General features: G+C 75.4%; 18 protein-coding genes and 1 pseudogene. 9 read left to right on the forward strand and 10 right to left on the reverse strand.

Annotated features, from left to right (window positions below; all coding sequences use genetic code 11):
* Positions 1 to 27 precede the first annotated feature (27 nt).
* The 3 genes from ABT093_RS07470 (at position 28) to ABT093_RS07480 (ending at position 6,781) form a co-directional block, all read left to right on the forward strand.
* Complete coding sequence (locus ABT093_RS07470) at positions 28 to 1,899, forward strand: non-ribosomal peptide synthetase (RefSeq protein ID WP_350561430.1); 1,872 nt, start codon at positions 28 to 30, stop codon at positions 1,897 to 1,899.
* Between the two features lie 80 nt (positions 1,900 to 1,979).
* Positions 1,980 to 3,878 (forward strand): non-ribosomal peptide synthetase, encoded by a 1,899-nt coding sequence (locus tag ABT093_RS07475; protein WP_350561432.1) that lies wholly within the window; start codon positions 1,980 to 1,982, stop codon positions 3,876 to 3,878.
* Positions 3,875 to 6,781, forward strand: a complete 2,907-nt coding sequence (locus tag ABT093_RS07480; RefSeq protein WP_350561434.1) for a condensation domain-containing protein — start codon at positions 3,875 to 3,877, stop codon at positions 6,779 to 6,781. The genes ABT093_RS07475 and ABT093_RS07480 overlap by 4 nt, the downstream gene beginning before the upstream one ends.
* A 65-nt stretch (positions 6,782 to 6,846) precedes the next feature.
* Here ABT093_RS07480 and ABT093_RS07485 read toward each other — a convergent pair whose 3' ends face one another.
* The 7 genes from ABT093_RS07485 to ABT093_RS07515 all read right to left on the reverse strand — a co-directional run bounded on the left by ABT093_RS07485 (position 6,847) and on the right by ABT093_RS07515 (position 12,205).
* Positions 6,847 to 7,224 (reverse strand): TcmI family type II polyketide cyclase, encoded by a 378-nt coding sequence (locus ABT093_RS07485; RefSeq protein WP_350561436.1) that lies wholly within the window; start codon positions 7,222 to 7,224, stop codon positions 6,847 to 6,849.
* Positions 7,225 to 7,226: 2 nt separating this feature from the next.
* Positions 7,227 to 7,682: an SRPBCC family protein gene (locus tag ABT093_RS07490; RefSeq protein ID WP_350561438.1), complete on the reverse strand. Its 456-nt coding sequence runs from the start codon at positions 7,680 to 7,682 to the stop codon at positions 7,227 to 7,229.
* Position 7,683: 1 nt separating this feature from the next.
* On the reverse strand, positions 7,684 to 7,944 hold the full coding sequence (locus ABT093_RS07495; RefSeq protein WP_350561440.1) for an acyl carrier protein: 261 nt from the start codon (positions 7,942 to 7,944) through the stop codon (positions 7,684 to 7,686).
* An 81-nt stretch (positions 7,945 to 8,025) separates the two neighbouring features.
* Complete coding sequence (locus tag ABT093_RS07500) at positions 8,026 to 9,267, reverse strand: beta-ketoacyl synthase N-terminal-like domain-containing protein (RefSeq protein WP_350561442.1); 1,242 nt, start codon at positions 9,265 to 9,267, stop codon at positions 8,026 to 8,028.
* Positions 9,268 to 9,272: 5 nt separating this feature from the next.
* Positions 9,273 to 10,532 (reverse strand): beta-ketoacyl-[acyl-carrier-protein] synthase family protein, encoded by a 1,260-nt coding sequence (locus ABT093_RS07505; protein WP_350561444.1) that lies wholly within the window; start codon positions 10,530 to 10,532, stop codon positions 9,273 to 9,275.
* Positions 10,529 to 10,963, reverse strand: a complete 435-nt coding sequence (locus tag ABT093_RS07510) for a cupin domain-containing protein (protein WP_350561446.1) — start codon at positions 10,961 to 10,963, stop codon at positions 10,529 to 10,531. The genes ABT093_RS07505 and ABT093_RS07510 overlap by 4 nt, the downstream gene beginning before the upstream one ends.
* Positions 10,964 to 11,038: 75 nt before the next feature.
* Complete coding sequence (locus ABT093_RS07515) at positions 11,039 to 12,205, reverse strand: SchA/CurD-like domain-containing protein (RefSeq protein WP_350561448.1); 1,167 nt, start codon at positions 12,203 to 12,205, stop codon at positions 11,039 to 11,041.
* Positions 12,206 to 12,510: 305 nt separating this feature from the next.
* On the opposite strand from ABT093_RS07515, the gene ABT093_RS07520 reads away from it, so the two are divergent.
* On the forward strand, positions 12,511 to 14,136 hold the full coding sequence (locus ABT093_RS07520) for an FAD-dependent oxidoreductase (protein ID WP_350561450.1): 1,626 nt from the start codon (positions 12,511 to 12,513) through the stop codon (positions 14,134 to 14,136).
* A gap of 87 nt (positions 14,137 to 14,223) precedes the next feature.
* Here ABT093_RS07520 and ABT093_RS07525 read toward each other — a convergent pair whose 3' ends face one another.
* Complete coding sequence (locus tag ABT093_RS07525; protein ID WP_350561452.1) at positions 14,224 to 15,888, reverse strand: APC family permease; 1,665 nt, start codon at positions 15,886 to 15,888, stop codon at positions 14,224 to 14,226.
* A 473-nt stretch (positions 15,889 to 16,361) separates the two neighbouring features.
* Between ABT093_RS07525 and ABT093_RS07530 the strand changes: the two genes are divergently transcribed.
* Positions 16,362 to 17,225 (forward strand): EamA family transporter, encoded by an 864-nt coding sequence (locus ABT093_RS07530; protein ID WP_350561454.1) that lies wholly within the window; start codon positions 16,362 to 16,364, stop codon positions 17,223 to 17,225.
* A gap of 69 nt (positions 17,226 to 17,294) precedes the next feature.
* Here ABT093_RS07530 and ABT093_RS07535 read toward each other — a convergent pair whose 3' ends face one another.
* A complete protein-coding gene (locus ABT093_RS07535; protein ID WP_350561456.1) occupies positions 17,295 to 17,606 on the reverse strand; it encodes a hypothetical protein in 312 nt (103 codons plus the stop codon).
* Positions 17,603 to 17,932, reverse strand: a complete 330-nt coding sequence (locus tag ABT093_RS07540) for an SAV_915 family protein (RefSeq protein WP_350561458.1) — start codon at positions 17,930 to 17,932, stop codon at positions 17,603 to 17,605. The genes ABT093_RS07535 and ABT093_RS07540 overlap by 4 nt, the downstream gene beginning before the upstream one ends.
* 273 nt (positions 17,933 to 18,205) lie before the next feature.
* On the opposite strand from ABT093_RS07540, the gene ABT093_RS07545 reads away from it, so the two are divergent.
* The 4 genes and pseudogenes from ABT093_RS07545 to ABT093_RS07560 form a co-directional block, all read left to right on the forward strand.
* Complete coding sequence (locus tag ABT093_RS07545) at positions 18,206 to 18,664, forward strand: helix-turn-helix domain-containing protein (RefSeq protein WP_350561460.1); 459 nt, start codon at positions 18,206 to 18,208, stop codon at positions 18,662 to 18,664.
* The gene (locus ABT093_RS07550; protein ID WP_350561462.1) at positions 18,657 to 19,103 is read left to right on the forward strand and encodes a DUF4180 domain-containing protein; all 447 of its coding nucleotides are present in this window, start codon (positions 18,657 to 18,659) and stop codon (positions 19,101 to 19,103) included. The genes ABT093_RS07545 and ABT093_RS07550 overlap by 8 nt, the downstream gene beginning before the upstream one ends.
* Before the next feature lie 131 nt (positions 19,104 to 19,234).
* Entirely contained in the window at positions 19,235 to 21,460 is a 2,226-nt protein-coding gene (locus ABT093_RS07555; protein ID WP_350561464.1) for an NADP-dependent isocitrate dehydrogenase, read from the forward strand.
* Between the two features lie 143 nt (positions 21,461 to 21,603).
* Positions 21,604 to 22,038 (forward strand): annotated as a pseudogene (locus ABT093_RS07560) (TetR/AcrR family transcriptional regulator C-terminal domain-containing protein); the annotation flags it as partial.
* Positions 22,039 to 22,103 lie beyond the last annotated feature (65 nt).

Raw genomic sequence — 22,103 nt, forward strand, 5'->3', positions numbered from 1 at the left:
CATCGACCGACGTCCGGAGGACTGACCATGACCACCACCCAGGCCCGCCCCGTGCCCGGGCTGCTGCCCGGCCTCTCCGTCGCCCACGGCCGCCCGCACCGCGACGGCGCCGTCCTCGACCTGTTCACCAGCTGGGCCCGCCGCACCCCGTACGCCCCCGCCCTGATCGACGGCGACCTGACCCTGGGCTACGCCGAACTCGACCGCCTCGCCGACGAGGTGGCCGGTCAGCTGGCCGAGCGGGTACGGCCCGGCGACCTCGTCGGGCTCTGCCTCGACCACTCCGCCGCGCTGGTCGCCACCACCCTGGCCGTCGCCAGACTCGGCGCCGTCCACCTGCCGCTCGGACCGCGCCCCGGCGAGCGCCGGCTGCGGGCCGTCGCCGAACAGCTGCGCCCCGTCTGCCTGGTCGGCGACCCGGCGCTGCTGCCGCCCGCCCATCGGGACGGCCGGCACCGCCCGCTCACCGCCCCCGGTGCGCACGGCGTGGTGGCCGCCTTCGCCGACCCGGCGCGGACCGGCGGCGCGCAGGCCGTGCGGGCCCCCAAGGGCACCCAGTACACCGTGCTCACGTCCGGCTCCACCGGCCTGCCCAAGGCCGTCGCCGTCGGCCCGACCGCACTCGGCGCCCTGCTCACCTGGTACCGCGAGCTGACCGGCCTCGGGCCCGGCGACCGGCACAGCCTGCTCATCGGCGTCGCCTTCGACCCGCACCTGATGGAGCTGTGGGCCGCCCTCAGCTCCGGCGCGGCGCTGGTCGTCGCCCCCGACGCGGTCCGCTGGGACCCGGCCGCGCTCACCGACTGGTGGCGCGCCGCCGGCATCACCGTCGGCGTGCTGCCCACCCCGCTCGCCGAGCCCGTCCTGGACCGCCCCTGGCCCGGCGGCCTGCCGCTGCGCCACCTCATGATCGGCGGCGACCGGCTGCGCCGGGCCCCCGGCCCGGACGTCACCGCGACCGTCCACAACGCCTACGGCCCGGCCGAGGCCACCGTGGTCACCACCGTGCACACCATGGCCCCGGGTGTCGGCCACGGCACCGGCGCGCCGCCGATCGGCCGCCCGATCCCCGGCGCGATCGTCCTGGTGACCGACGAGCACGGCCGCCCGCTGCCGCGCGGCGAGGCCGGCGAACTGCGGATCGGCGGCCGGGGCCTGGCCATCGGCTACCTCGACGCCGGCCTCACCGCCGAGCGCTTCGTCTCCGCGCCCGACGAGGTCGACGGCACCGACCGGGTCTACCGCACCGGCGACCGGGTCCTGATGCGCCCGAACGGGGTGCTGGAGTTCCTCGGCCGGCTGGACGACCAGGTCAAGGTCAGCGGCGTGCGGATCGAGCCGGCCGAGGTCGAGGCCGCCCTCGAACGCGACCCCCGGGTGCGGCGCGCCGCCGTGGTCGCCCGCCCGGCCCCGGCCGGCGGCGCCCAGCTGCTCGCCTTCGCCCAGCCCGCCGCCGAGGGCGAGCCGGCGGACGGCGCCCTGCTGCTGGACGCCGTGCGGGCGTGGCTGCCCGAGCAGGCCGTGCCGAGCGTCCTGCGGCTGGTCGACACCTTCCCGCTGGACGCCAACGGCAAGATCGACCGGGCCGCGCTGCTCAAGGCCGAGGAGGCCGCCGCCCAGCAGGGCGGCCAGGGCGGCGCGCAGCCCGGGGAGGAGCGGGCCACGCCCGCCGAGCGGACCGTCCTGCGGCTCTGCCGCGAACTGCTCGGCCGCACCGGCCTGACCCTCGCCGACAACTTCCTTGACGCGGGCGGCACCTCCGTCACCGCGGCCCGGCTGCTGGCCGCCCTGGAGGAGGAGTGCGGCGTGCGACTGCGCGCCCCCCTGCTGCTTCGCCAGCCGGACCTGCGCGCCGTCGCGCGGCTGCTCGACGAGCGCCGTACGAGCGCCGCCGGCTGACCGGCCGCCTCCCCGTCCTCTTCCCACCCTCGCAGAGCGCCCCGGCACGCCGCCGGGGCGCTCGGAAGGCTGACCTCCTCATGACCTCTCCCGCCGCCACGACCACCGCCACCACCGTCCCGGCCACCGTCCCGGCCACCGTCCCGGCGCTCGTCGCCCGGCAGGCCGCCGAGCGCCCCGACGCGCTCGCCGTCACCGACGGCAGCGCCCCCCTCACCTACCGCGAACTCACCACCGCCGCCGCCCGGTTGTCCGCCGAGCTGACCGCCCGCGGGGTCCGCCCGGGCACCGCCGTCGGCCTGCTGTGCGCCCGGGCCGCCCGCCTCCCGGTCGCCCAGCTCGCCGTCTGGTGGGCCGGCGGCCACGTCGTGCCGCTCGACCCGGCCTACCCGCGGCCGAGGCTTCGCGCCATGCTCGACGGCGCCGACGTCCGGCTCACCCTCGGCGACAAGGCGCTGCTGGCCGAGGCCGGCCTGCCCGGGGAGCACGTCCTGGTCCTCGGCGAACTCGGCCCCACCGCACCCGATGCCGCCGGCCCCGTGACGCCGCACCCGCCCGGGCCCCCGGCCCCGGACGCGGCCGCCCTCGTCTACTACACCTCCGGCTCCACCGGCCGCCCCAAGGGCGTCCTCGTCCCGCACAGCGCCGTCACCGACCTGGTCACCGCCGCCGACGGCCCCGCCCTCGGCCCCGGCGACCGGGTGCTGCACCACTCGCCGGTCGCCTTCGACGCCGCCACCTTCGAGCTGTGGGGCCCGCTGGCGCGCGGCGCCGCCGTCGCGCTCTGCCCGGCCGAACGCCCCAGCGCCGAGGAACTCGCCCGCGACGTCGAGCGGTTCGGCGTCACCACCGCCTTCCTCACCACCGCGCTGTTCCACCAGCTGGCGGCCCGCCGCTCGCGGATCTTCGGTGTGCTGCGCACCGTGCTGGCCGGCGGCGAGGCGCTCTCCGCGGAACACGCCCTCGCCGTGCTGCGGGCCTTCCCGTGGCTCGACCTGTTCAACGTCTACGGCCCCACCGAGGCCACCACCTTCACCACCCTGCACCGGGTCCGGCCCGCCGACGGCACCGGACCGGTGCCGATCGGCCGCCCCTTCGGCGGCGCCCGGACGCTGGTCCTCGACGAGCACCGCCGGCCCGTGCCCGACGGCACCCGCGGCGAACTGTGGATCGCGGGCGAGCGGGTGGCGCTCGGCTACCTCGGCCGGCCCGAGCTGACCGCCGAGTGCTTCGCCGACCTTCCCGGCGCCGGGCGCGCCTACCGCACCGGCGACCGGGTGCTCCGGCGCCCCGACGGCGTGCTGGAGTATCACGGCCGGCTGGACGACCAGGTGAAGGTGCGCGGCTTCCGGATCGAGCCCGGCGAGGTCGAACACGCCCTGCGGAGCCTTCCCGAGGTGGCCGAGGCGGCGGTCGTGGTCCGCCGGGCCGGCCGCGAGGACGCCGCCCTCACCGCCTGCATCGTCCCCGCCGAGGGCGTCCGCCCGGTGCCCGAGGCGCTGCGCCGCCGACTCGCCGAACGGCTCCCGGCCCACCTGGTGCCCACCGCCTGGACGGTGCTGGACGCCCTGCCGCTCACCGGCACCGGCAAGGTCGACCGGCGCGCGCTGGCCGCCGACGACGCCGGCCCGGGCGGCACCGGGCCCGGCCCGGACGACCCGCCGGCCTCCGCCGCGCTGACGCCGATCCAGCAGGTGGTCGCCGCCGCCTGGTCGCGCGCCCTGGAGCACGAGGTGACGGCCGCGGACGCCGACTTCTTCGCCGAGGGCGGGCACTCGCTGCTCGCCATGTGGGTGGTCGACGACCTCCGCGAGGACCTCGGCGTCGACCTGCCGCTCGGCGACTTCCTCGACCACCCGACCGTGGCCGGCCAGGCCGCACTGCTCGAACGCGCCCTGCTGGCGGCCGAAGCCGCCGAAGCCGCGCAGGCCGCCGACTCCGCCGAGTCCGCGAAGAGCCCCGAGGAGCCCGCCCGATGACCGCCCCCGCCGACCAGGCAGCCCAGGCAGCCCAGGCCGACCTGCTCCGCCGCGCCCGCCGCCGTGCCTCCGTGCCCACCACCCGACCCGGCCCGGTGCCCCCCGGCCCGGTGACCCGCGGCACCGGCCCCGGCCCGGCCCCGCTCTCCCACGCCCAGCAGCGGATGTGGCTGATGGAGCGCCTCGGCCAGGGCGGCCCGCGCTACCACGTCCCGCTCGCCACCCGGCTGTGCGGCCCGCTGGACCTCGACGCCCTCGCCGCCGCGCTGACCGCCCTCACCACCCGCCACCACGTCCTGCGCACCCGCTACGCCCGGCAGGACGACGAGCGCCCCCTCCAGGAGACCGCGCCCGCCGCCCCCGTCCCGCTGCCCGTCCGCGACGCCACGCCCGAGGCCGCCGGCGCCCTGCTGCGCACCGAGGCGGCCCGGCCCTTCGACCTCGCCACCGGCTCGGTCCTGCGCGCCCTGGCCGTCCGGCACGCCCCCGACGACCACACCCTGCTGCTGACCCTCCACCACATCGCCGTGGACGGCTCCTCCCTGCCCGTCCTCGCCGCCGACCTCGCCGCGCTCTACGCCGCCGCGGTCGAGGGCCGCCCGTCCGGGCTGCCCGAACCGGAGCTCCAGTACGCCGACTACGCCCGCTGGGAGCGCGCGGACGACGACCGGCTCGCCGCCGCGGCCGCCGAGCGGGCCGCCCGGCTGGCGGGCGCGCGTCCGCTGCCCCTGCTGCGCGCCGTGCCGCCGGGCACCCCCGAGCGCCGCGCCGTCCTGCACGCCGCCCCGCTCGCCGCCGACACCCTCGACGGCCTGCGCCGGCTCGGCGCCCGGCACGGGGCGACGGCGTTCACGGTCGTCCTGGCCGCCGCCTTCGCCGCCCTGCGCACCGCCACCGGCGGGTCCGACCTCGTCCTCGGCTGCGCGGGCGGCCACCGCGCCCGGCCCGAACTGCGCCGGCTGGTCGGCCTCCAGGTCAACACCCTGCCCGTGCGCGCCCACCTGCCCGGGCCCGGCGGCGACCCGGCCTTCACCGAGGTGCTGGCCGCCGTCCGCACCGCCCTGCTCGACGCCCAGGAGCACCACGACGTGCCCTTCGACCTGGTCGTCGAGCGCCTCGGCCCCGTGGCCCGGGGCGAGGACGGCACCCCGCTGCTCGCGGTGAGCTGCGACCTGGTCCGTCCGCCGGAGCCGCTGGCGCTGCCCGGCCTCACGGCGGAGGCGGTCGAGGTGGACCTCGCCCTCGCCAAGTTCGGCCTGACCCTGCTGGTCGAGGACGGCCCCCGGCCGCGCTGCCTGCTCCAGCACGACCCGGCGGCCCTGGACGAGCCGACCGGCCGCCGTCTGCACGCCGCCTTCGCCGACCTGCTCACCGCGGTGGCGGCCGATGCCGACCGCCCGCTCTCCCGGCTCCCCGGCGAACGGCTCACGGCGCCCGCGCCCACGTCCGCGCCCGCCGCGAGCGACCACCCCGCCGTCACCGCCCTGCTCGCCGACCCCCGGGTCACCGACGCCGCCCTCCACCTCGCCGACCACGGCCCGGCCCTCGCCTACGCGAGCGTGCGCGGCCCGGTCGCCCCCACCGGCGCCGAACTGCGCGCCACCCTGCGCCGCCACCTCGCGGCGCCCACCCGACTCCCGCTCGCCGTCACGCTGCTGGACCGCATCCCGCGCCGCCCCGACGGCACCCTCGACCCCACCCGCCTCCCGGGCCTCGCCACCGCCCACCTGAGCGCCGTGCTCGACGCCTTCGCCGACCTGCTCGGTACGCGCCCGGCGGCGGACGGCGACTTCCTGCGGCTCGGCGGCCACTCCCTGGTGGCGGTGCAGCTGGCCGAGCGGCTGCGCGGCAGGCTGGGCCTGCCGCTGACCGGCCTCGACGTCCTGGAACAGCGCACCCCGCACGCCCTGGCCGCCCTGCTCGCCACCCGCGCCGCCGAACGCCGGAGCACCGAACGCCGAACCACCGAGCAGCAGGGCACCGCTCGCCGGACCACGACGCGCTCCGCGCCGGCCGGGACGGTGCTGCTCACCGGCGCCACCGGGGGCGTCGGCGCCGCCGTGCTGCAGGAACTCCTCGCCCAGGGCCGCCCGGTGCGGGCGCTGGTCCGCCCCGAGTCGGCCCACCTGGTGGCCGGCGCCGGCGTCGAACCGGCCGAGGGCGACCTCGCCGACCTCGACAGCCTGCGCCGGGCCGTCGAGGGTGCGGACACCGTCATCCACGCCGCCTGCACCTTCACCGAGCACGCCGTCGACCTCGCCGCGATGCGCGCCCTGGTCGACGGGTGGCGCGGCACCGCCGGGTTCGTCTTCGTCAGCAGCATCGACGCCTACGGCTGCCCCGCCCCGGGCGAGGTCCCCGAGGGCGCCCCCTCCTCCGGACCGCTCAGCCCGTACGGCCGGGCCAAGCTCGACTGCGAACGGATCCTGCTGGACGCCGCCCCGCGGGCCCGCGGCCCGGTCGGCGTGGTCCGCTCGCCGATCGTCTGGGGCCCGCACCGGCGGCTGCGCGACCAGCTCCGCTGGGGCGCCACCGGCGCGCTCTACCAGGCCGCGCTGGCCGGCCGGCCGCTGCTCCTGCCGCCCGCGGACGCCGGCTGGTCGGGCGCGGCCTGGGTGCACTCGGCGGCGCTCGCCCGGGCCGTCGCCGAGAGCGCCGTCCGGGCGCCGGGCCGGGTGGTCAACGCGGTCACCGGCCACGTCTCCTGGGCCGACTTCACCGCCGAACTGGTCCGGCTGCTCGGCTCGTCCAGCCCCGTGGCGCACGGCCCGGACGCCGACCCGGAGCTGCTGCGCCCCTGGCGCTACCGGGCCGACGCGCTGGCCGGGGCGCTGCGCCCGGAGCCGGGGGAGGACTGGCGCGGCGTGCTCGCCGCGATGACGGCCGGGCCCGCCACCGGCTGAGCACGGCGGACACCCCGGGACCTCTCCGGTCCCGGGGTGTCCGCCCGACCACGGCCGGCGCGCCCTCAGCCGCGCCGCTCCCAGCGGTAGAACTCGCGCGCCATCGCGTCCTTCGGCCCCCGCCAGGTGGCCGGGTCGTACGCCTGGACGTACGCGGTGAGCGCGTCGCTGATCGCCCGGAACTCGGGGTGGCCGGCCACCTGGGCGACGGCCGGGCCCGGCGGGCGGTCCGCCTCGATCAGGTGCAGGTAGACGTCGCCGAACTGGAACAGGCTCCGGCCCGTCACGCCGATCAGGTGCGGCAGTTCGCCCCGGTTGTCGGACTCGCCGAACACCTCGGCGATGCCGGCGGCCGCGTCGGGCTTCATCCGGGCGACGATCAGGGCGCGGTGGGTCTGCGCGGTCCCGGGCACGCTCCCGGGGGTGGTCACGGGGGATGCCATGATCAGACCTCCGCCGCCTTCTTCTCGACCTTCTCGCGGATCAGCTGCATCTGGATCCGCGAGTTGCGGTTGATGTGGTTGACCATGCCGTCGTCGTCGACGGGCGCGGTGGGCTTCATCGCGAAGTCCTGCACCCAGCGCATCCGGGTGCCGGCCGGTACCTCGGCGTACTCCCAGCGGATGTCCATGAACTCGAACGGGCCGGGTTCCACGCGCCGGGCGCTCACCGCCAGCTCGGTGCGGTCGGTGGTGCGCTCGGAGACCCAGCTCCACACCTTGCCGTCGTCGTCCGGGTGCATGGTGAGGCGGAACCGCACCCGGTCGCCCTCGCGCTCCAGTACCTCGACGGAGGCGTACTCGCTGAACAGCTGCGGCCAGTTCTCCAGGTCGTTGGTGATCTCCCAGACCAGGTCGAGCGGGGCCGCGATGACGATCTCGTTGTCGGTGTGTCCGGGCATCTCAGGCACCCGCCTTCGCGGTGACGGCGGAGTTGACCAGGTCCAGGAACTCGGCCGGGGTCTTGGCCGACTCCGCGCCGTTGGTGACCTTCACGCCGTGCCGGTTCTCCAGCTCGCCGACCACGCCGAGCAGGCCGAGGGAGTCCACGCCGAACTCGTCGAAGGCGGCGCCGGGGCGCTCCAGCTCGGCCGGGTCGATCACGACGCCGGCCCGGGCCTGGATGAGCGCCGCGAGTTCGGGATAGTTGAGGGTGTTGCTCACGGGGGTGTCCCTTCGTTGCGAGCGAGTGGTGAGCGAGTGTCTGGGCGGGTGATCGGGTGATCGGGTGATCGGGGACGGGAGTCAGGACGGCTCGCCGCGCCGGAGCACCAGTGCCGCGTTGGAGCCCATCAGCCCGCGGCTGAGCACCAGCGCGGTGCGCAGCTCGGCCGGGCGGGCGCGGCCGGTCACCAGGGCGAGCTCGTGGGCGACCTCGGTGACGTTGGGGGTGGGCGGCAGCACGCCGTCCTCCATGGCGAGCACGGCGGCGGCGGTGTCCAGCGCGGGCGCGCCGCAGTAGGCCCGCCCGGTGCCGGCCTTGGGGGCGGTGACCGGGACCCGTTCGGCGTAGGGGCCGAGCGCGTCGGCCAGCGCCAGGGCCTCGGCGCGGTCGGCGGCCGGGACGCCGAGGGCGTCGGCGAAGACCACGTCGACCTCCTCCGCCGCGATCCTGGCGCGCTCCAGGGCGATCCGGATCGCCGCGGCCAGGCCCTCCCGGGACTCCGCCCAGCGGGAGGCGCCGGTGAAGGTCGCGCCGTGGCCGGCGACGTGCGCCCGGACGGCGGCCCCGCGCCGGCGGGCGGTCGCCTCGTCCTCCAGCAGCAGCATCGCGCCGCCCTCGGCGGGGGCGAAGCCGGCCGCGTCGGGGGAGAACGGCAGGTAGGCCCGGTCGGCCCGGTCGGCGAGGCTCAGCTCGGGGTAGCCGAGCTGGCAGACCATCGAGTACGGCGCGAGCGGGGCCTCGGCGGCGCCGACCACCACCGCGTCGGTGCCGTTCTCGACGGCCCGGGCGGCGTGCGCGATCGCGTCCAGGCCGCCGGCCTCGTCGCTGGCCACCACCCCGCACGGGCCCTTGTAGCCGCCGCGGATGGAGATCTGGCCGGTGCTGGCCGCGTAGAACCAGGCGATGGACTGGTAGGGGCCGACGAACTGCGGCCCCTTGCCCCAGAGTTGCTGGAGCTCGCCCTGGCCGAACTCGCCGCCGCCGGAGCCGGCCGCGGTCACCACGCCGACCGCGTAGGGCTGTTCGGGGTCGGGGACGAAGCCGGCGTCCGCCACCGCCTGGTCGGCGGCGGCCATCGCGTAGTGCGTGAACCGGTCGGTCTGCACCAGGTAGCGGCTGTCGATGGTGGCCCGGGGGTCGAAGTCCCGTACCTGGCCCGCGATGCGCAGCGGGAGGTCCGCGCAGCCCTCACGGGATATCCGGTCGAGGACGCTCACGCCCTGCCGGGTGGCCTTCCAGAAGGCGTCGGCCCCCACGCCGTTCGGCGCCACCACACCCAGGCCGGTGATCACCGCCCGGCGGTTCCGCTGACGTGACGTCATGGTTCTCACCCCGTTCTTGTGAGCACGACGGCGGACTGGAATCCGCCGAATCCGCTGCCGACCGACAGGATGGTGCGCAGCGGCAGCTCCCGCGCGGTGCGCGGCACGTAGTCGAGGTCGCACTCCGGGTCGGGCGTCTCGTAGTTGGCGGTCGGCGGCACCACGCCGCGGTCCAGCGCGAGGGTGCAGGCGACCACCTCGATGGCGCCGATCGCGCCGAGCGAGTGCCCGACCATCGACTTGATCGAACTCATCGGCGTCCGGCGGGCGTGCTCGCCCAGCGAGCGCTTGACGGCCGCCGTCTCGTGCCGGTCGTTCTGCTTGGTGCCCGAGCCGTGCGCGTTGACGTAGTCGACGTCGGTGCGGTCGACCTGCGCGTGGGCGAGCGCGTGGTCGATGGCCCGGGACATCTCCAGCCCCTCCTGGGTGAGGCCGGTCATGTGGTAGGCGTTGCCGAAGGTCGAGAACCCGCCGATCTCGCCGTAGATCCGCGCGCCGCGCCGGCGGGCGTGCTCCAGCTCCTCCAGGACCAGGACGGCGCCGCCCTCGCCGAGCACGAAGCCGTCGCGGTGGGCGTCGAACGGCCGGGAGGCGTGCGCCGGGTCGTCGTTGCGTTCGCTGGTGGCCTTGATGGCGTCGAAGCAGGCGACGGTGATCGGCGAGATCGGCGAGTCGGAGGCGCCGGCGACGCAGATGTCCGCGCGCCCGTCCTCGACCGCCTGGAAGCCGTAGCCGATGGCGTCCAGACCGGAGGTGCAGCCGGTGGAGACGGTCTGCACCGGGCCGTGCGCGCCGGTCCGTTCGGCGACCGCCGAGGCGAGCGTGCTGGGCGCGAAGGCCCGGTGCAGCTGGGGCTCGGCGAGCCGGTGGTCGACGTCCCAGCGGGCGCCGCCGGCGCTGACCAGGGCGTAGTCGTGCTCCAGGCGGGTGGTGCCGCCGACGGCGGTGCCGAGCGAGACGGCGATCCGCCACGGGTCCTCGGCGGCGAGGTCGAGCCCGGCGTCGGCGAGCGCCTCGTCGGCCGCCACCATCGCGAACTGCACGTAGCGGTCGGCCCGTTGGACGTCGTCCGGACCGAGCCCGTGGGCCGCCGGGTCGAAGTCGCACTCGGCGGCGATCCGGGAGCGGAACCCGGCGGGGTCGAAGAGCGTGATGCCCCGGGTCGCCGTCCGCCCGGCGGTGAGGAGGTCCCAGAACGCCGGGACCCCGACCCCTCCGGGCGCGACCACGCCGATACCGGTGACGGCGACCCGACGGCGGCTCACGAACCCACCTTGGCGTGTTCCGGCGGCCCCGAGTTGACCACCGGCCCGGTCTCCTCGGTGTCGACGTGGCCGAGTTCGGGGCGCGGGGCGAGCGGGCCGAGGTGGAAGACCATCTTGGCCACCGAGTCGCCGACGTTGCGGAACCGGTGGCGCATGTTGATCGGGATCATCAGGCCCTGCTCGGGCTTGAGCACCCGGGTCTCGCCGTCCAGGTCCACCTCCAGGTCACCGGTGACGACGAAGACGAACTCCTCGGAGTACGGGTGGTAGTGCTCACCGATCCGCTCGCCGGGCTGCACGATGGCCAGGCCCATGAACCCGCTGGTGGCGCCGCAGGTGGTCGGGGTGAGCATGGCGCGCAGGTCGCCGCCGCGCCGGCGGTTCTCCGGCGCCTCGGAGACGTGCACGATCCGTGGGTACTGCGTGGACATGGGTTCTTCCTTCTCTTGCCGGAGCTACTTGCCGGAGCTGCTTGCCGGGGCTTCTCTTGCCGGGGTGCGTGGTGGTCAGGAGTCCTGGGAGGTCCGGTCGGTGACCGGGTTCATGCTGCGGGCGGCGAGGAAGGCGCGCAGTCCGGCGTCGGTGCGCAGGTCGCCCTCCGGGCCGAGGTCGAGCAGCCGGCCCAGCACGGTGGCCTCGCGCTCGCCGGCCACGCCGAGCGTCGCCGCCGGGTCCGCCTCCGGCGGCAGCCGCAGGTCCACCAGGCGCACCACGACGTCCTCGCGGTGGAAGACGGTGCTCGCGGCGACCGGGCCGGTCGGGTCGGCGGTGGCCAGTTCGTCGTAGTCGGCGAGCAGGTCGGTGACCGCCTTCCCGTTGCCGGGCTTCACCGGGTACAGCACCGCGTGCCGGTGCAGCCGCCCGGAGGCGGGGGAGCCGGCGACGGCCTGGTTGGCGGCCGGCAGCGCGGCCCGGGCGAAGAAGGCGCGCGCCGCCTGCGGGTCGCCCAGCTGGCGGGCCTCCTCCAGGTACGGGTTGATCGCCTCCTCGACGGCCCGCACCTCGGGCTGCATGGCGACGTGCCGCAGCGCGTCGCCGAGGCTGCCGGTCACCTCGACCGCGCGGACCACCCGGTTGCCGTGCATGAACAGCGAGGTGCGGCGCAGCCGGGTGGTCCCGTCCACCTCCGCGCGGGGCGAGGTATAGCCGGACAGGATCCGGGCCACCTCCGGCTCGCTGCCGGGCTTGACGGTGAAGGTGAGCGCGTGCCGGACCACGCCGTCCGGGCCCGGGTCGGCCTTCGGCGGGCCGGCCTGTCCGGCGGGGGCGGTGCGCGGCAGGTCGGACGGCACCTCCACCGGCTGGCGGCTGCCGGTGGCGCCGGCGGCGGAGGTCTCCCGGAGGATGGCGTAGCGCAGGGAGCGGAAGGTGTCGCTGACGCAGCCGTGCATCGGCTTGACCATCTCCCGGTGGGCCGGGCTGTCCACCCACTCCAGGAAGGTCTCCTGGTCCTCCCACTCGCTGGTGATCAGCCACTGGCGGGGGTCGTTGATGGACTGGCAGAGCTGGTCGCTGACGTGGCCGGGCACGGTCGCGACCTGGTGGCGCAGCTGCTCGTACACGTCCATGAAGCGCTGCTGGGCGCCGTCCTGGATCTCCAGCATCAGCACCACCCGCAGCCGGGTTTCGGAGGGGGAGTGCTGCCGGGCGGGCGGTTCGGACAGAGTCGTCATGATCCACTTTCTGCTTCTGGGCCGCGCGCGTCGGGGGCCGCGAGCGGCGGCGCCGGTGCCGGAGGGGGCCGGGCGGCCCCCGGCGGGAGGGGTGCAGCGGTGGCGGTGGGCCACCAGGCCTGAGGTCGATCGTGCGCGGCGCTTCCGGGTGGCGCGAGATATGCGGGCCATCCGGGCGAAGGGACGGCACAACGCCTCCGGCACGGGGGACTGATAGGACCGGGCCGCCGTGCCCGCGCGCCCCGCCGAGGGCCGCGCCGAGCCCCGCACTCGGCCCCGAACTCCCGTACAGGCTGGAGCAATTGATGAATCCGAAGGTGGACGACCGGGTACCGGTCCTGATCGTCGGCGGCTCGTTGGTCGGGCTGTCGGCCTCGCTCTTCCTGGGCCGACTGGGTGTCAGGCACCTGCTCGTCGAGAAGCACGCCGACACCTCGCATCACCCGCGTGGCCGAGGCAACAACGTGCGGACGATGGAGCTCTACCGGGTGGCCGGGATCGAGACGGCGATCCGCGAGGCGGCGTCGGTGCTGGCCCCGAACCACGGCATCCTGCAGGCCCCCTCGCTGACCGGCGAGGAGCAGGAGTGGCTGTTCCGGGAGATCGACCCGGGCGGGCGGCTGGCCCAGTTCAGCCCCAGCTCCTGGTGCCTGTGCAGCCAGAACGACCTGGAGCCGGTGCTCCGCCGCGCGGCCCGCGAGCTGGGCGCCGGCATCCGCTTCGGCACCGAGCTGCTCTCCTTCGAGCAGGACGCCGAGGGCGTGACGGCGCTGCTGCGCAGCCGGGAGACCGGTGAGGAGCGGGTCGTGCGGGCGGACTACCTGGTCGCGGCGGACGGCCCGCGCAGCCCGGCCCGCACCCGGCTGGGCATCGGCCAGAGCGGCAAGGGCGAGCTGTTCCACAACGTCAGCATCACCTTCCGGGCGAAGCGGCTGGCCGAGGTGGTGGGCGACCGCCACTTCATCGCCTGCTACCTCACCAACCCGGAGGCGGACGGCGCCCTGCTGCCGGTGGACAACCGGGAGGAGTGGGTGTTCCACGCGCCGTGGCACCCGGAGGACGGCGAGCCGCTGGAGGCGTTCAGCGACGAGCGCTGCGCCCGGCACATCCGGGCCGCGGTCGGGCTGCCCGACCTCGACGTCGAGGTGACCGGAAAGGCCCCGTGGCACGCCGCCGAGCGGGTCGCCGAGCGCTACTCGGTCGGCCGGGTGTTCCTGGCCGGGGACTCGGCGCACGAGATGTCCCCGACCGGCGCGTTCGGCTCCAACACCGGCATCCAGGACGCGCACAACCTGGCCTGGAAGCTCGCCGCGGTCCTCTGCGGCTGGGCCGGACCGGGCCTGCTGGAGACCTACGGGCAGGAGCGCCGGCCGGTGGCGCGGGTGACCGGCGAGCGCGCCTCGGCCCGCTCCGCCGAGCACAGCCACCCCGGGTACGCCGTCGTCCCGGGCGTCGGCCGGCAGGCCGGGGTGCTGTCGGTGGCGCTCGGCTACCGCTACCGGGAGGGCGCGGTGCTCGGCACCGACCCGGCCGGCGCGGTCGTCCCCGACTCCTTCGAGTCCTCGGGCGAGCCGGGCAGCCGGGCGCCGCACCAGTGGCTGCTGCGGGCGGGTGTGCGGCTGTCCACCCTCGACCTGTACGAGCAGACGATGGTGCTGCTGACCGGCTCGGCGGGCACCGCCTGGCGGGACGCCGCCCGCCGCGCGGCGGACCGGCTGGCCGTCCCGCTGGACGCCTACCGGATCGGCGAGGGCGCGGACGACGACCTGGCCCCCGAGCCGGGCACCGACTTCGCGGCCCTGCACGGCATCCGCCCCGACGGCGCCCTGCTGGTGCGCCCCGACGGCTTCGTCGCCTGGCGCTGCGAGCACCCCGCGGACGACCCGGAGGCCGCCGTCGAGTACGCCCTGCGCGCGGTGCTGGCGCTGTAGGCCCGGGACACCGCGGAAGGGCCCGCCGGGTGGCTTCGATCCGGCGGGCCCTTCCGCATGTCCGGCGAGGGGATGTCCGTCGGGGGGTCAGTGACCGCCCTCGTCGACCACCTCGACGTCCTCGATGTTCCGCTCGATGATCTCGGCCGGCAGCGCGACCCGGATCGCCCAGTAGTAGATCCCCAGGGAGAAGACGGCGACCACCGCCATGTCCCACCACATCGGGATCCGGCCGGTGCCGTCGCCGAAGCCGCCCTGCCAGGAGATCAGGCCCAGGCCCAGCAGGTAGGCCGGCAGCCACTGGGCGGCCCGCCAGTCCATGTGCGGGGCGTTCGGCAGGCCCTTGCGGATGGCGTACGTGGCGTAGCCGCCGAGCAGCAGGTAGCCGATGACGATCGCGATGCCCAGGCGGGACAGGGTGTGCCAGCCGGACCAGTAGATGATCAGGCTGGAGACGATGAAGGCCGCCGGGGAGACGATCGCGCCGGCGGGCAGGCGGTACGAGCGCTCGCGGGCCGGCAGCCGGCGGCGCAGGGCGCCGAAGGCGAGCGGGGCGCCGGCGTACATCAGCACGCTGGCCGAGGTGATGAAGCCGACCAGCTCCTGCCAGCTCGGGAAGGGCATGAAGCAGATGACGCCGGTGACGAACGACATGATGAGGCCGAACCACGGCGCGCCGCGCTTGTCGACCCGCTCGAAGAGCTGCGGGGCGTAGCCGTTCTTGCTCAGGCCGTACGCGATGCGCGAGGTGGAGGTGGTGTAGATCAGGCCGGTGCCGCCGGGGGAGACGATGGCGTCGAAGTACAGCACCCAGGCCAGCCAGCCGAGGCCGACCAGGGTGGCGAGGCCGGCGAACGGGCCGTCGATGCCGGGGAAGTCGAGGTTGTCCCAGCCGCCGGCGAAGGTGGAGGCGGGCAGTGCGGCGATGAAGACGACCTGCAGCAGCACGTAGATCGCGGTGCCGATGGCGACCGAGCCGAGCACGGCGCGGGGGATGTCGCGCTTGGGGTTCTTGCTCTCGCCGGCCAGCTGGATCGCCTGCTCGAAGCCGAGCAGGGCGAAGATGATGCCGCTGGCGCTGACCGCGGTCAGCACGCCCTTGACGCCGAACGGGGCGAAGCCGTGCGAGGTGAAGTTGGAGCCGTGGAAGTTGCTCACCGCCAGCACGAAGATCGCGAACAGCGGGACGAAGATCTTCAGCCAGGTGGCGGCGCTGTTGGTGCGGGCGAGCACCCGCACGCCGAGGAAGTTGACCGCGACGAACAGGCCCATCAGCAGCACGGCGACGACCATGCCGCTCGGGGTGAGGGTGCCGTTGTCGTTGAGGAATCCCTGCGCGAACTCCCAGTGCCCGGCGTAGCCGATCATCGCCTCGACCTCGATGGGCGCGACCGTGGCGGCCTGGAGCCAGGAGAACCAGCCGAAGGACATGCCGGCCAGCCCGCCGAAGGCGTAGTGCGGGTAGCGGGCGGTGCCGCCGGCGACCGGGAACATGCCGCCGAGCTCGGCGTGCACGAAGGCGAGCAGGACGATGGCGACCGCGCCGATGCCCCAGGAGACGAGCGCCGCCGGTCCGGCGACGACGACGGCGTTCTTCGCGCCGTAGAGCCAGCCCGAGCCGATGATCGAGCCGACCGAGGCCCACATGAGCCCGATGAGGCCGACCTCGCGGCGCAGCGACCGGTGGGTGGTGGTGCCGGGGGTGGAGCCGGTGCTCGTGCCGGGCGGGGAGAGCTGGTTGAGGGAGGCCATGCGCAATCTCTCTGTGGTGAGGGTTCTCCGGGGGTACGGAGCGCGGAGAGTTGCCACACAATAGGCGGATGCAGAGACATCTGCACAGGTTTCCTTACCGAATGGTTACCTACTTCGCGGGATATCCCCGCAGGTAGGAGGCCGTCTGTTCAGGTGCCCGTTACGCTACCTGCGGGTAATTCCACGATTTGAGCGTCCATTGAGCTTCGGTTCGTGTCCGTGCTAAGGAGTGCGATCCGGGGGGTTGTGGAAATGGCTCCGTCCGTAGGGAAACGCGGCCGCGGCACACCCGCTGTATGGTGACGCCCATGCGTTCCCGGATCCTGCCGCCGCCCGTCCGCTAGCGGGCGGCCCCTCCACGCGCACCGCAGCCCGGCGGCTCCGCCGTTCCCGGGCCGATGAGCGCCGCCCGCGCCGCCGGTGGACCTCATCCGGCCGGGCCGTGCCCGGCACTCGTCGTGGAGAACGAACGCATGACCACTCATGCCGCCGTGCCGTTGCGGCACGGCCTTCTGTCCATCTCGGCCGCCGCCGTCGCCTGGGGCGCCGGCGGGGCCGTGGCCGCCCTGCTGATGGGCGCCGCCGGGCTCGGCCCGGTCGCCGTCTGCGCCTGGCGGTTCGCCGTCGCCGCCGGCTGCCTCGTCCTGCTGCCCGCCCGCGCCGCCGCCGGGCCGCGGCGCTCCGCCGTGCTCACCGGGCTCGGGCTGGCGGTCAGCCAGTGCGCCTACTTCGGCGCGGTGCGCTGCGCCGGGCTCGGCCTCGGCACCCTGGTGACCATCGGCGCCGGGCCGGTGCTCACCAGCCTCGGCGCCCACCTGCTGCTCGGCGAACGGCTCACCGGCCGGGCGGTGGCCGCCAACCTGCTCGCCGTGGGCGGGCTGGCGCTGCTGGTGGCCGGCCCCGCCGGCGGACCGAGGCCCGTCCTCGGGGTGGCGCTCGCCGTGCTGGCCGGCGCCGGGCAGAGCGGGCTCACCCTGTGGGCCCGCGCCGGCGGCACGGCCCGGGCCTCGGCCGGGGCCTTCGCCACCGGCCTGCTCTGCCTGCTGCCGCTCGCCCTCGCGGTGGAGGGCGGCGTGCTGCCGTCCACCGGGGCGCCGCTGCCGACGGCGGGCGCCCTGCTGTTCCTGGGGACGGTGCCCACGCTGCTCGCCTACCGCTGGTACTTCGCCGGTCTGGCCACCGTGCCGGGGGCCACCGCGGCGGTGCTGGTCCTGCTCGAACCGGCCACCGCCGCCGTCCTCGGCGTGGCCTGCTTCGGCGAACCGCTCACCCCGGCCCTGCCGGCCGGCTCCGCCCTGCTGCTCGCCGCCATCGCCGCACTCACCCGGCGGCGGTAGCCGGAGGTGCCCCGCGCCCGCCCGCCCGCTGTCCGGGCGGCGGGCGGGCGCGGGAACCCCGGGGCGGTGTCAGGGCACCGGGCGCAGGGTCGGCCGGGCGGGGAGCAGGGCCCGCAGGACGAGGTCGACGTGGACGTGGGCGGCGCCGGCGCGGAGCAGGGCGGCGGAGACGGCGCGTAACTCCTCCGGGCCGGTGCAGGCGAGCCGCAGTTCGAGGTCGGCGTCGCCGGCCAGGGCCAGGCCGCTCTGCACGGCGGGGATCTCGGCGGCCAGCCGGTCGAAGTCGAGCGGGACCGGGCCGAAGCTCACCCGGGCGAGGGCCTGCAGCGGGCGGGCCGGCTCGGGCTGCGGCGCGCCGGGGACCAGGTGGAGTGCGCTCACCGGCGCTGGAGCCGTGCGCCGGAGCGGGAGGCGGGGTGCCCGGAGGCCGGGCGGACGGCCCCGCCGGTGGCCGGGCCGCTCACCGGCGAAGCGACCAGGCGGGGGTCCAGGACCAGTTCGTCGATGCCGAGCGGCGCGGTGAGCGCGCGCAGCGCCGGTTCGCCGAGTTCGACGGTGGCCTGCTCCGGGCCGAGCAGCTCGGCGAGCGCGCCCGCGGAGCTGAAGCCGACGGCGCAGCGGCGGCCGTCGCGCAGGCGGAAGAGGCGGAGGGAGGTGGTGCGTCCGGTGACGGTGACCGGGACGTGCCAGACGACGACGCGGGCCATGCGGGTGCTCCCGAGTGGTGGAGTGTGGGCCTGCCGGAACTGCTCGACCGCGCGGAACCGTTCGTGACGCTCCCGCGCTGATGCTTCGACGCTAGGGCCGGTGCGGGCGCACGGTGAACAGTCCTGACGCAGCGTTGACCGAATGGTGCACCGCGTTGACGAAGTCCTGACGGTCGGGTGTACCGCTCATCGGACGGCCTTCCTCATCCTTCCCTATCCGTCCCTGTCGCATGGTAGTTTGCGTCATCAAACGACAGTCCCAGGGAGGCGCCGGTGCCGGAGCAGTACCCGGAGTACTTCTCGGTCGAGCAGGTTGCCGAACTGCTCGGCCTGCACGTGCGGACGGTCCGCGGCTACGTCCGCGACGGCCGGCTGCGCGCGGTCAGGATCGGCAAGCAGTACCGGATCGCCCGCCGCGACTTCGAGGACTTCACCGGGGCCCCGGCCTGCGCCGGCGAGCCCGCGGAGCCCGCGCCCCGGGGGCCGCTGCACGCCGAGGCCTCGACGGTGGTCCAGATCGACGCGATCGGCGTCCGCGAGGCCGCCCGGCTGTCCAACACCCTGGTCGCGATGGTCGCCGGCCCGCGCGAGGGCGGGGTGCCGCTGCGCATCGAGACCCTCCACCACGAGGAGCGCTCGACCCTCAAGGTGATCATCCTCGGCTCGCCGGCCGACACCGCCGAACTGCTGCTGCTGGTCCACACGTTGACGACGGAGAACCGCCATGACTGAGCCGCCCCGCACGCCCGCCGCCGCGCCCGCCCCCGTCACGCCGGACACCGCCGCCGGCCCGGCCGACCCCGCCGGTCCCGTCGTGCTGCGGCTGCCCGCCGAGGGTCCGGTGGTCCGCGACGCGGGCGCCGGGGCGGACCTGCTCGGCGAGGCCTTCGGCGCCGCCGCCGAGTGGCTGGTCGTGCCCGCGGCCCGGTTCGGCGAGGAGTTCTTCACGCTGAGCACCAGGATCGCCGGGGAGATCACCCAGAAGTTCGCCCAGTACCGGGTCGGCCTTGCCGTCGTCGGCGACATCTCCCGCCACACCGGGGCGAGCGGGGCGCTGCGGGACTTCGTCCGGGAGAGCAACCGGGGCCGGCAGCTGTGGTTCCTCGCCGACGAGGCCGGGTTCGACGCCCGCCTCGGCGCGTCCCGCGCCGCCCGCGGCGGGGCCGCCTGACCCGCTCCGCTTGCCCCTCGGCCGCGCCGGGACGACCGTGGAGCTGATCCGGATCCGGGGGGAGGTGGAGCGGAGGGGCGGTCACGAGATATCTTGACGTCAAGACGTTGGAGACGTGAAGCGGAGTACCGATGACTGACTCGACCATCATCTATACGCACACCGACGAGGCGCCGGCCCTGGCAACGTACTCGTTCCTGCCGGTGGTCCAGGCGTACGCCTCGACGGCTGGCGTGAAGGTGGAGACTCGCGACATCTCCCTCGCCGGGCGAATCATCGCGAGCTTCCCGGAGCGTCTGACCGAGGACCAGCGGATCGGCGACGCCCTCGCCGAGCTGGGCGCCCTCGCCAAGACCCCGGGCGCCAACATCATCAAGCTGCCGAACATCTCGGCCTCCATCCCGCAGCTCAAGGCCGCCGTCGCCGAGCTGCAGGCGCAGGGCTACGCGCTGCCGGACTACCCGGACGACCCGCAGACCGACGAGGACAAGGACGTCCGCGCCCGCTACGACAAGGTCAAGGGCAGCGCCGTCAACCCGGTCCTGCGCGAGGGCAACTCGGACCGCCGCGCCCCCGCGTCGGTCAAGAACTACGCCAAGACCCACCCGCACCGCATGGGCGCCTGGTCGGCCGACTCCAAGACCAACGTCGCCACCATGGGCGAGAACGACTTCCGCTCCACCGAGAAGTCCGCCGTGATCGCCGCGGACGGCGCGCTGCGCATCGAGCTGGTCGCCGAGGACGGCGCCACCACCGTGCTGCGCGAGTCGGTGCCGGTGCTGGCCGGCGAGGTCGTGGACGCCTCGGTCATGCGCGCCGCCGCGCTGAACGAGTTCCTGGCCGCGCAGGTCGCCAAGGCCAAGGCCGAGGGCGTGCTGTTCTCGGTGCACCTGAAGGCCACCATGATGAAGGTCTCCGACCCGATCATCTTCGGCCACGTGGTCCGCGCCTTCTTCCCGCAGACCTTCGCCAAGTACGGCGAGGTGCTGGTCGCGGCCGGCCTGAACCCGAACAACGGCCTCGGCGGCATCCTGGCCGGGCTGGAGAACGTCCCGCACCTGGGCGCGGAGATCAAGGCCTCCTTCGAGGCCGAGCTGGCCGAGGGCCCGGCCCTGGCCATGGTCGACTCCGACAAGGGCATCACCAACCTGCACGTGCCGAGCGACGTCATCGTCGACGCCTCGATGCCGGCCATGATCCGCACCTCCGGCCACATGTGGGGCCCGGACGGCCAGGAGGCCGACACCCTCGCCGTGCTGCCGGACAGCAGCTACGCGGGCGTCTACCAGGCCGTCATCGACGACTGCCGCGCCAACGGCGCCCTGGACCCGGCCACCATCGGCTCGGTCCCGAACGTCGGCCTGATGGCCCAGGCCGCCGAGGAGTACGGCAGCCACGACAAGACCTTCGAGATCGCGGCCGCCGGCACCGTCCGCCTGGTCGACGCCGCCACCGGCGAGGTCGTCCTGGAGCAGTCCGTCCAGCCGGGCGACATCTTCCGCTCCTGCCAGACCAAGGACCTGCCGATCCGCGACTGGGTGAAGCTGGCCGTCACCCGCGCCCGGGTCACCGGCAACCCGGCCGTCTTCTGGCTGGACGAGACCCGCGCCCACGACGCGGTGCTGATCGAGAAGGTCAAGACCTACCTGGCGGACCACGACACCGCCGGCCTGCAGATCGAGATCCTGGCCCCGGTCGAGGCCACCGCGTTCTCGCTGGAGCGCATCCGCCGCGGCGAGGACACCATCTCGGTCACCGGCAACGTGCTGCGCGACTACCTGACCGACCTGTTCCCGATCCTGGAGCTGGGCACCAGCGCCAAGATGCTGTCGGTCGTCCCGCTGATCAACGGCGGCGGCCTGTTCGAGACCGGCGCCGGCGGCTCCGCCCCGAAGCACGTCCAGCAGCTGGTCAAGGAGAACTACCTGCGCTGGGACAGCCTGGGCGAGTTCTTCGCGCTGGCCGCCAGCTTCGAGCACCTGGCCCGGACCACCGGCAACGCCCGCGCCCAGGTGCTGGCCGACACGCTGGACCGCGCCACCGGCACCTTCCTCAACGAGGACAAGTCGCCGAGCCGCCGCCTCGGTGGCATCGACAACCGCGGCAGCCACTTCTACCTGGCCATGTACTGGGCCCAGGAGCTGGCCGGCCAGACCGAGGACGCCGCGCTCGCCCAGGCCTTCGAGGGCCTGGCCAAGGCGCTCGGCGAGCAGGAGCAGACCATCGTCGAGGAGCTCATCGCGGTGCAGGGCTCGCCGGTCGACCTGGGCGGCTACTACCAGCCGGACCCGGCCAAGGCCGCGGCCGTGATGCGCCCGTCGAAGACCCTCAACGAGGCGCTCTCCAACCTCGCCTGACGGCCCTCGCCTGACGGCGCACGAGGTGAACCCGGGAGGCCCCGGAGGTCCGGTACCGGACCTCCGGGGCCTCCCGGCCGTACGAGGGGCACCGAGGGCGTGGCCGACACGCCCTCAGTGCCCCTCGCCCTCCGGCCGACCCGGCGCGGTGGCAGGAGCAGGTCAAGCGGCTGCTGCGGACCTCTCGCGACGCGCTGCTCTCGCACCGTGACCTGGCCAGGGCCGCGGTGGTCGCCAACGTCCCGGTCACCCCGCACGCGATGGACATCGCCGAGGCCATGCTCGCCATGCTGCGGGCCGGCGGCCTGGACGAGCAGACCGCCGCGTACGGCGTCGACCTGCTCGGCCTCTACACCACCGCGACCGCCTTCGAGGCCTCCACCCGGGGCGGCGACGACACCGAGGCCTTCGGCGAGCGGATCCGCGACTACTTCGCGACCATCCCCGCCGAGCGCTACCCGATGATGACCTCGATGGCCGCCGCGCTCACCCGCAACGTCGGCGACGAGCGCTTCGAGTTCGGCCTGGACATCCTGGTCGCCGGCCTGGCCCGGCAGGCCCCGGGCGGCGGCGCCTGAACGCGGTGCCCGGAAACGCCGGAGCCCCCGTCCGGGATCGGACGGGGGCTCCGGCGTCGGGCTGT

This window comes from Kitasatospora sp. NPDC002551 (genome assembly GCF_040296005.1).
Lineage (GTDB): Bacteria > Actinomycetota > Actinomycetes > Streptomycetales > Streptomycetaceae > Kitasatospora.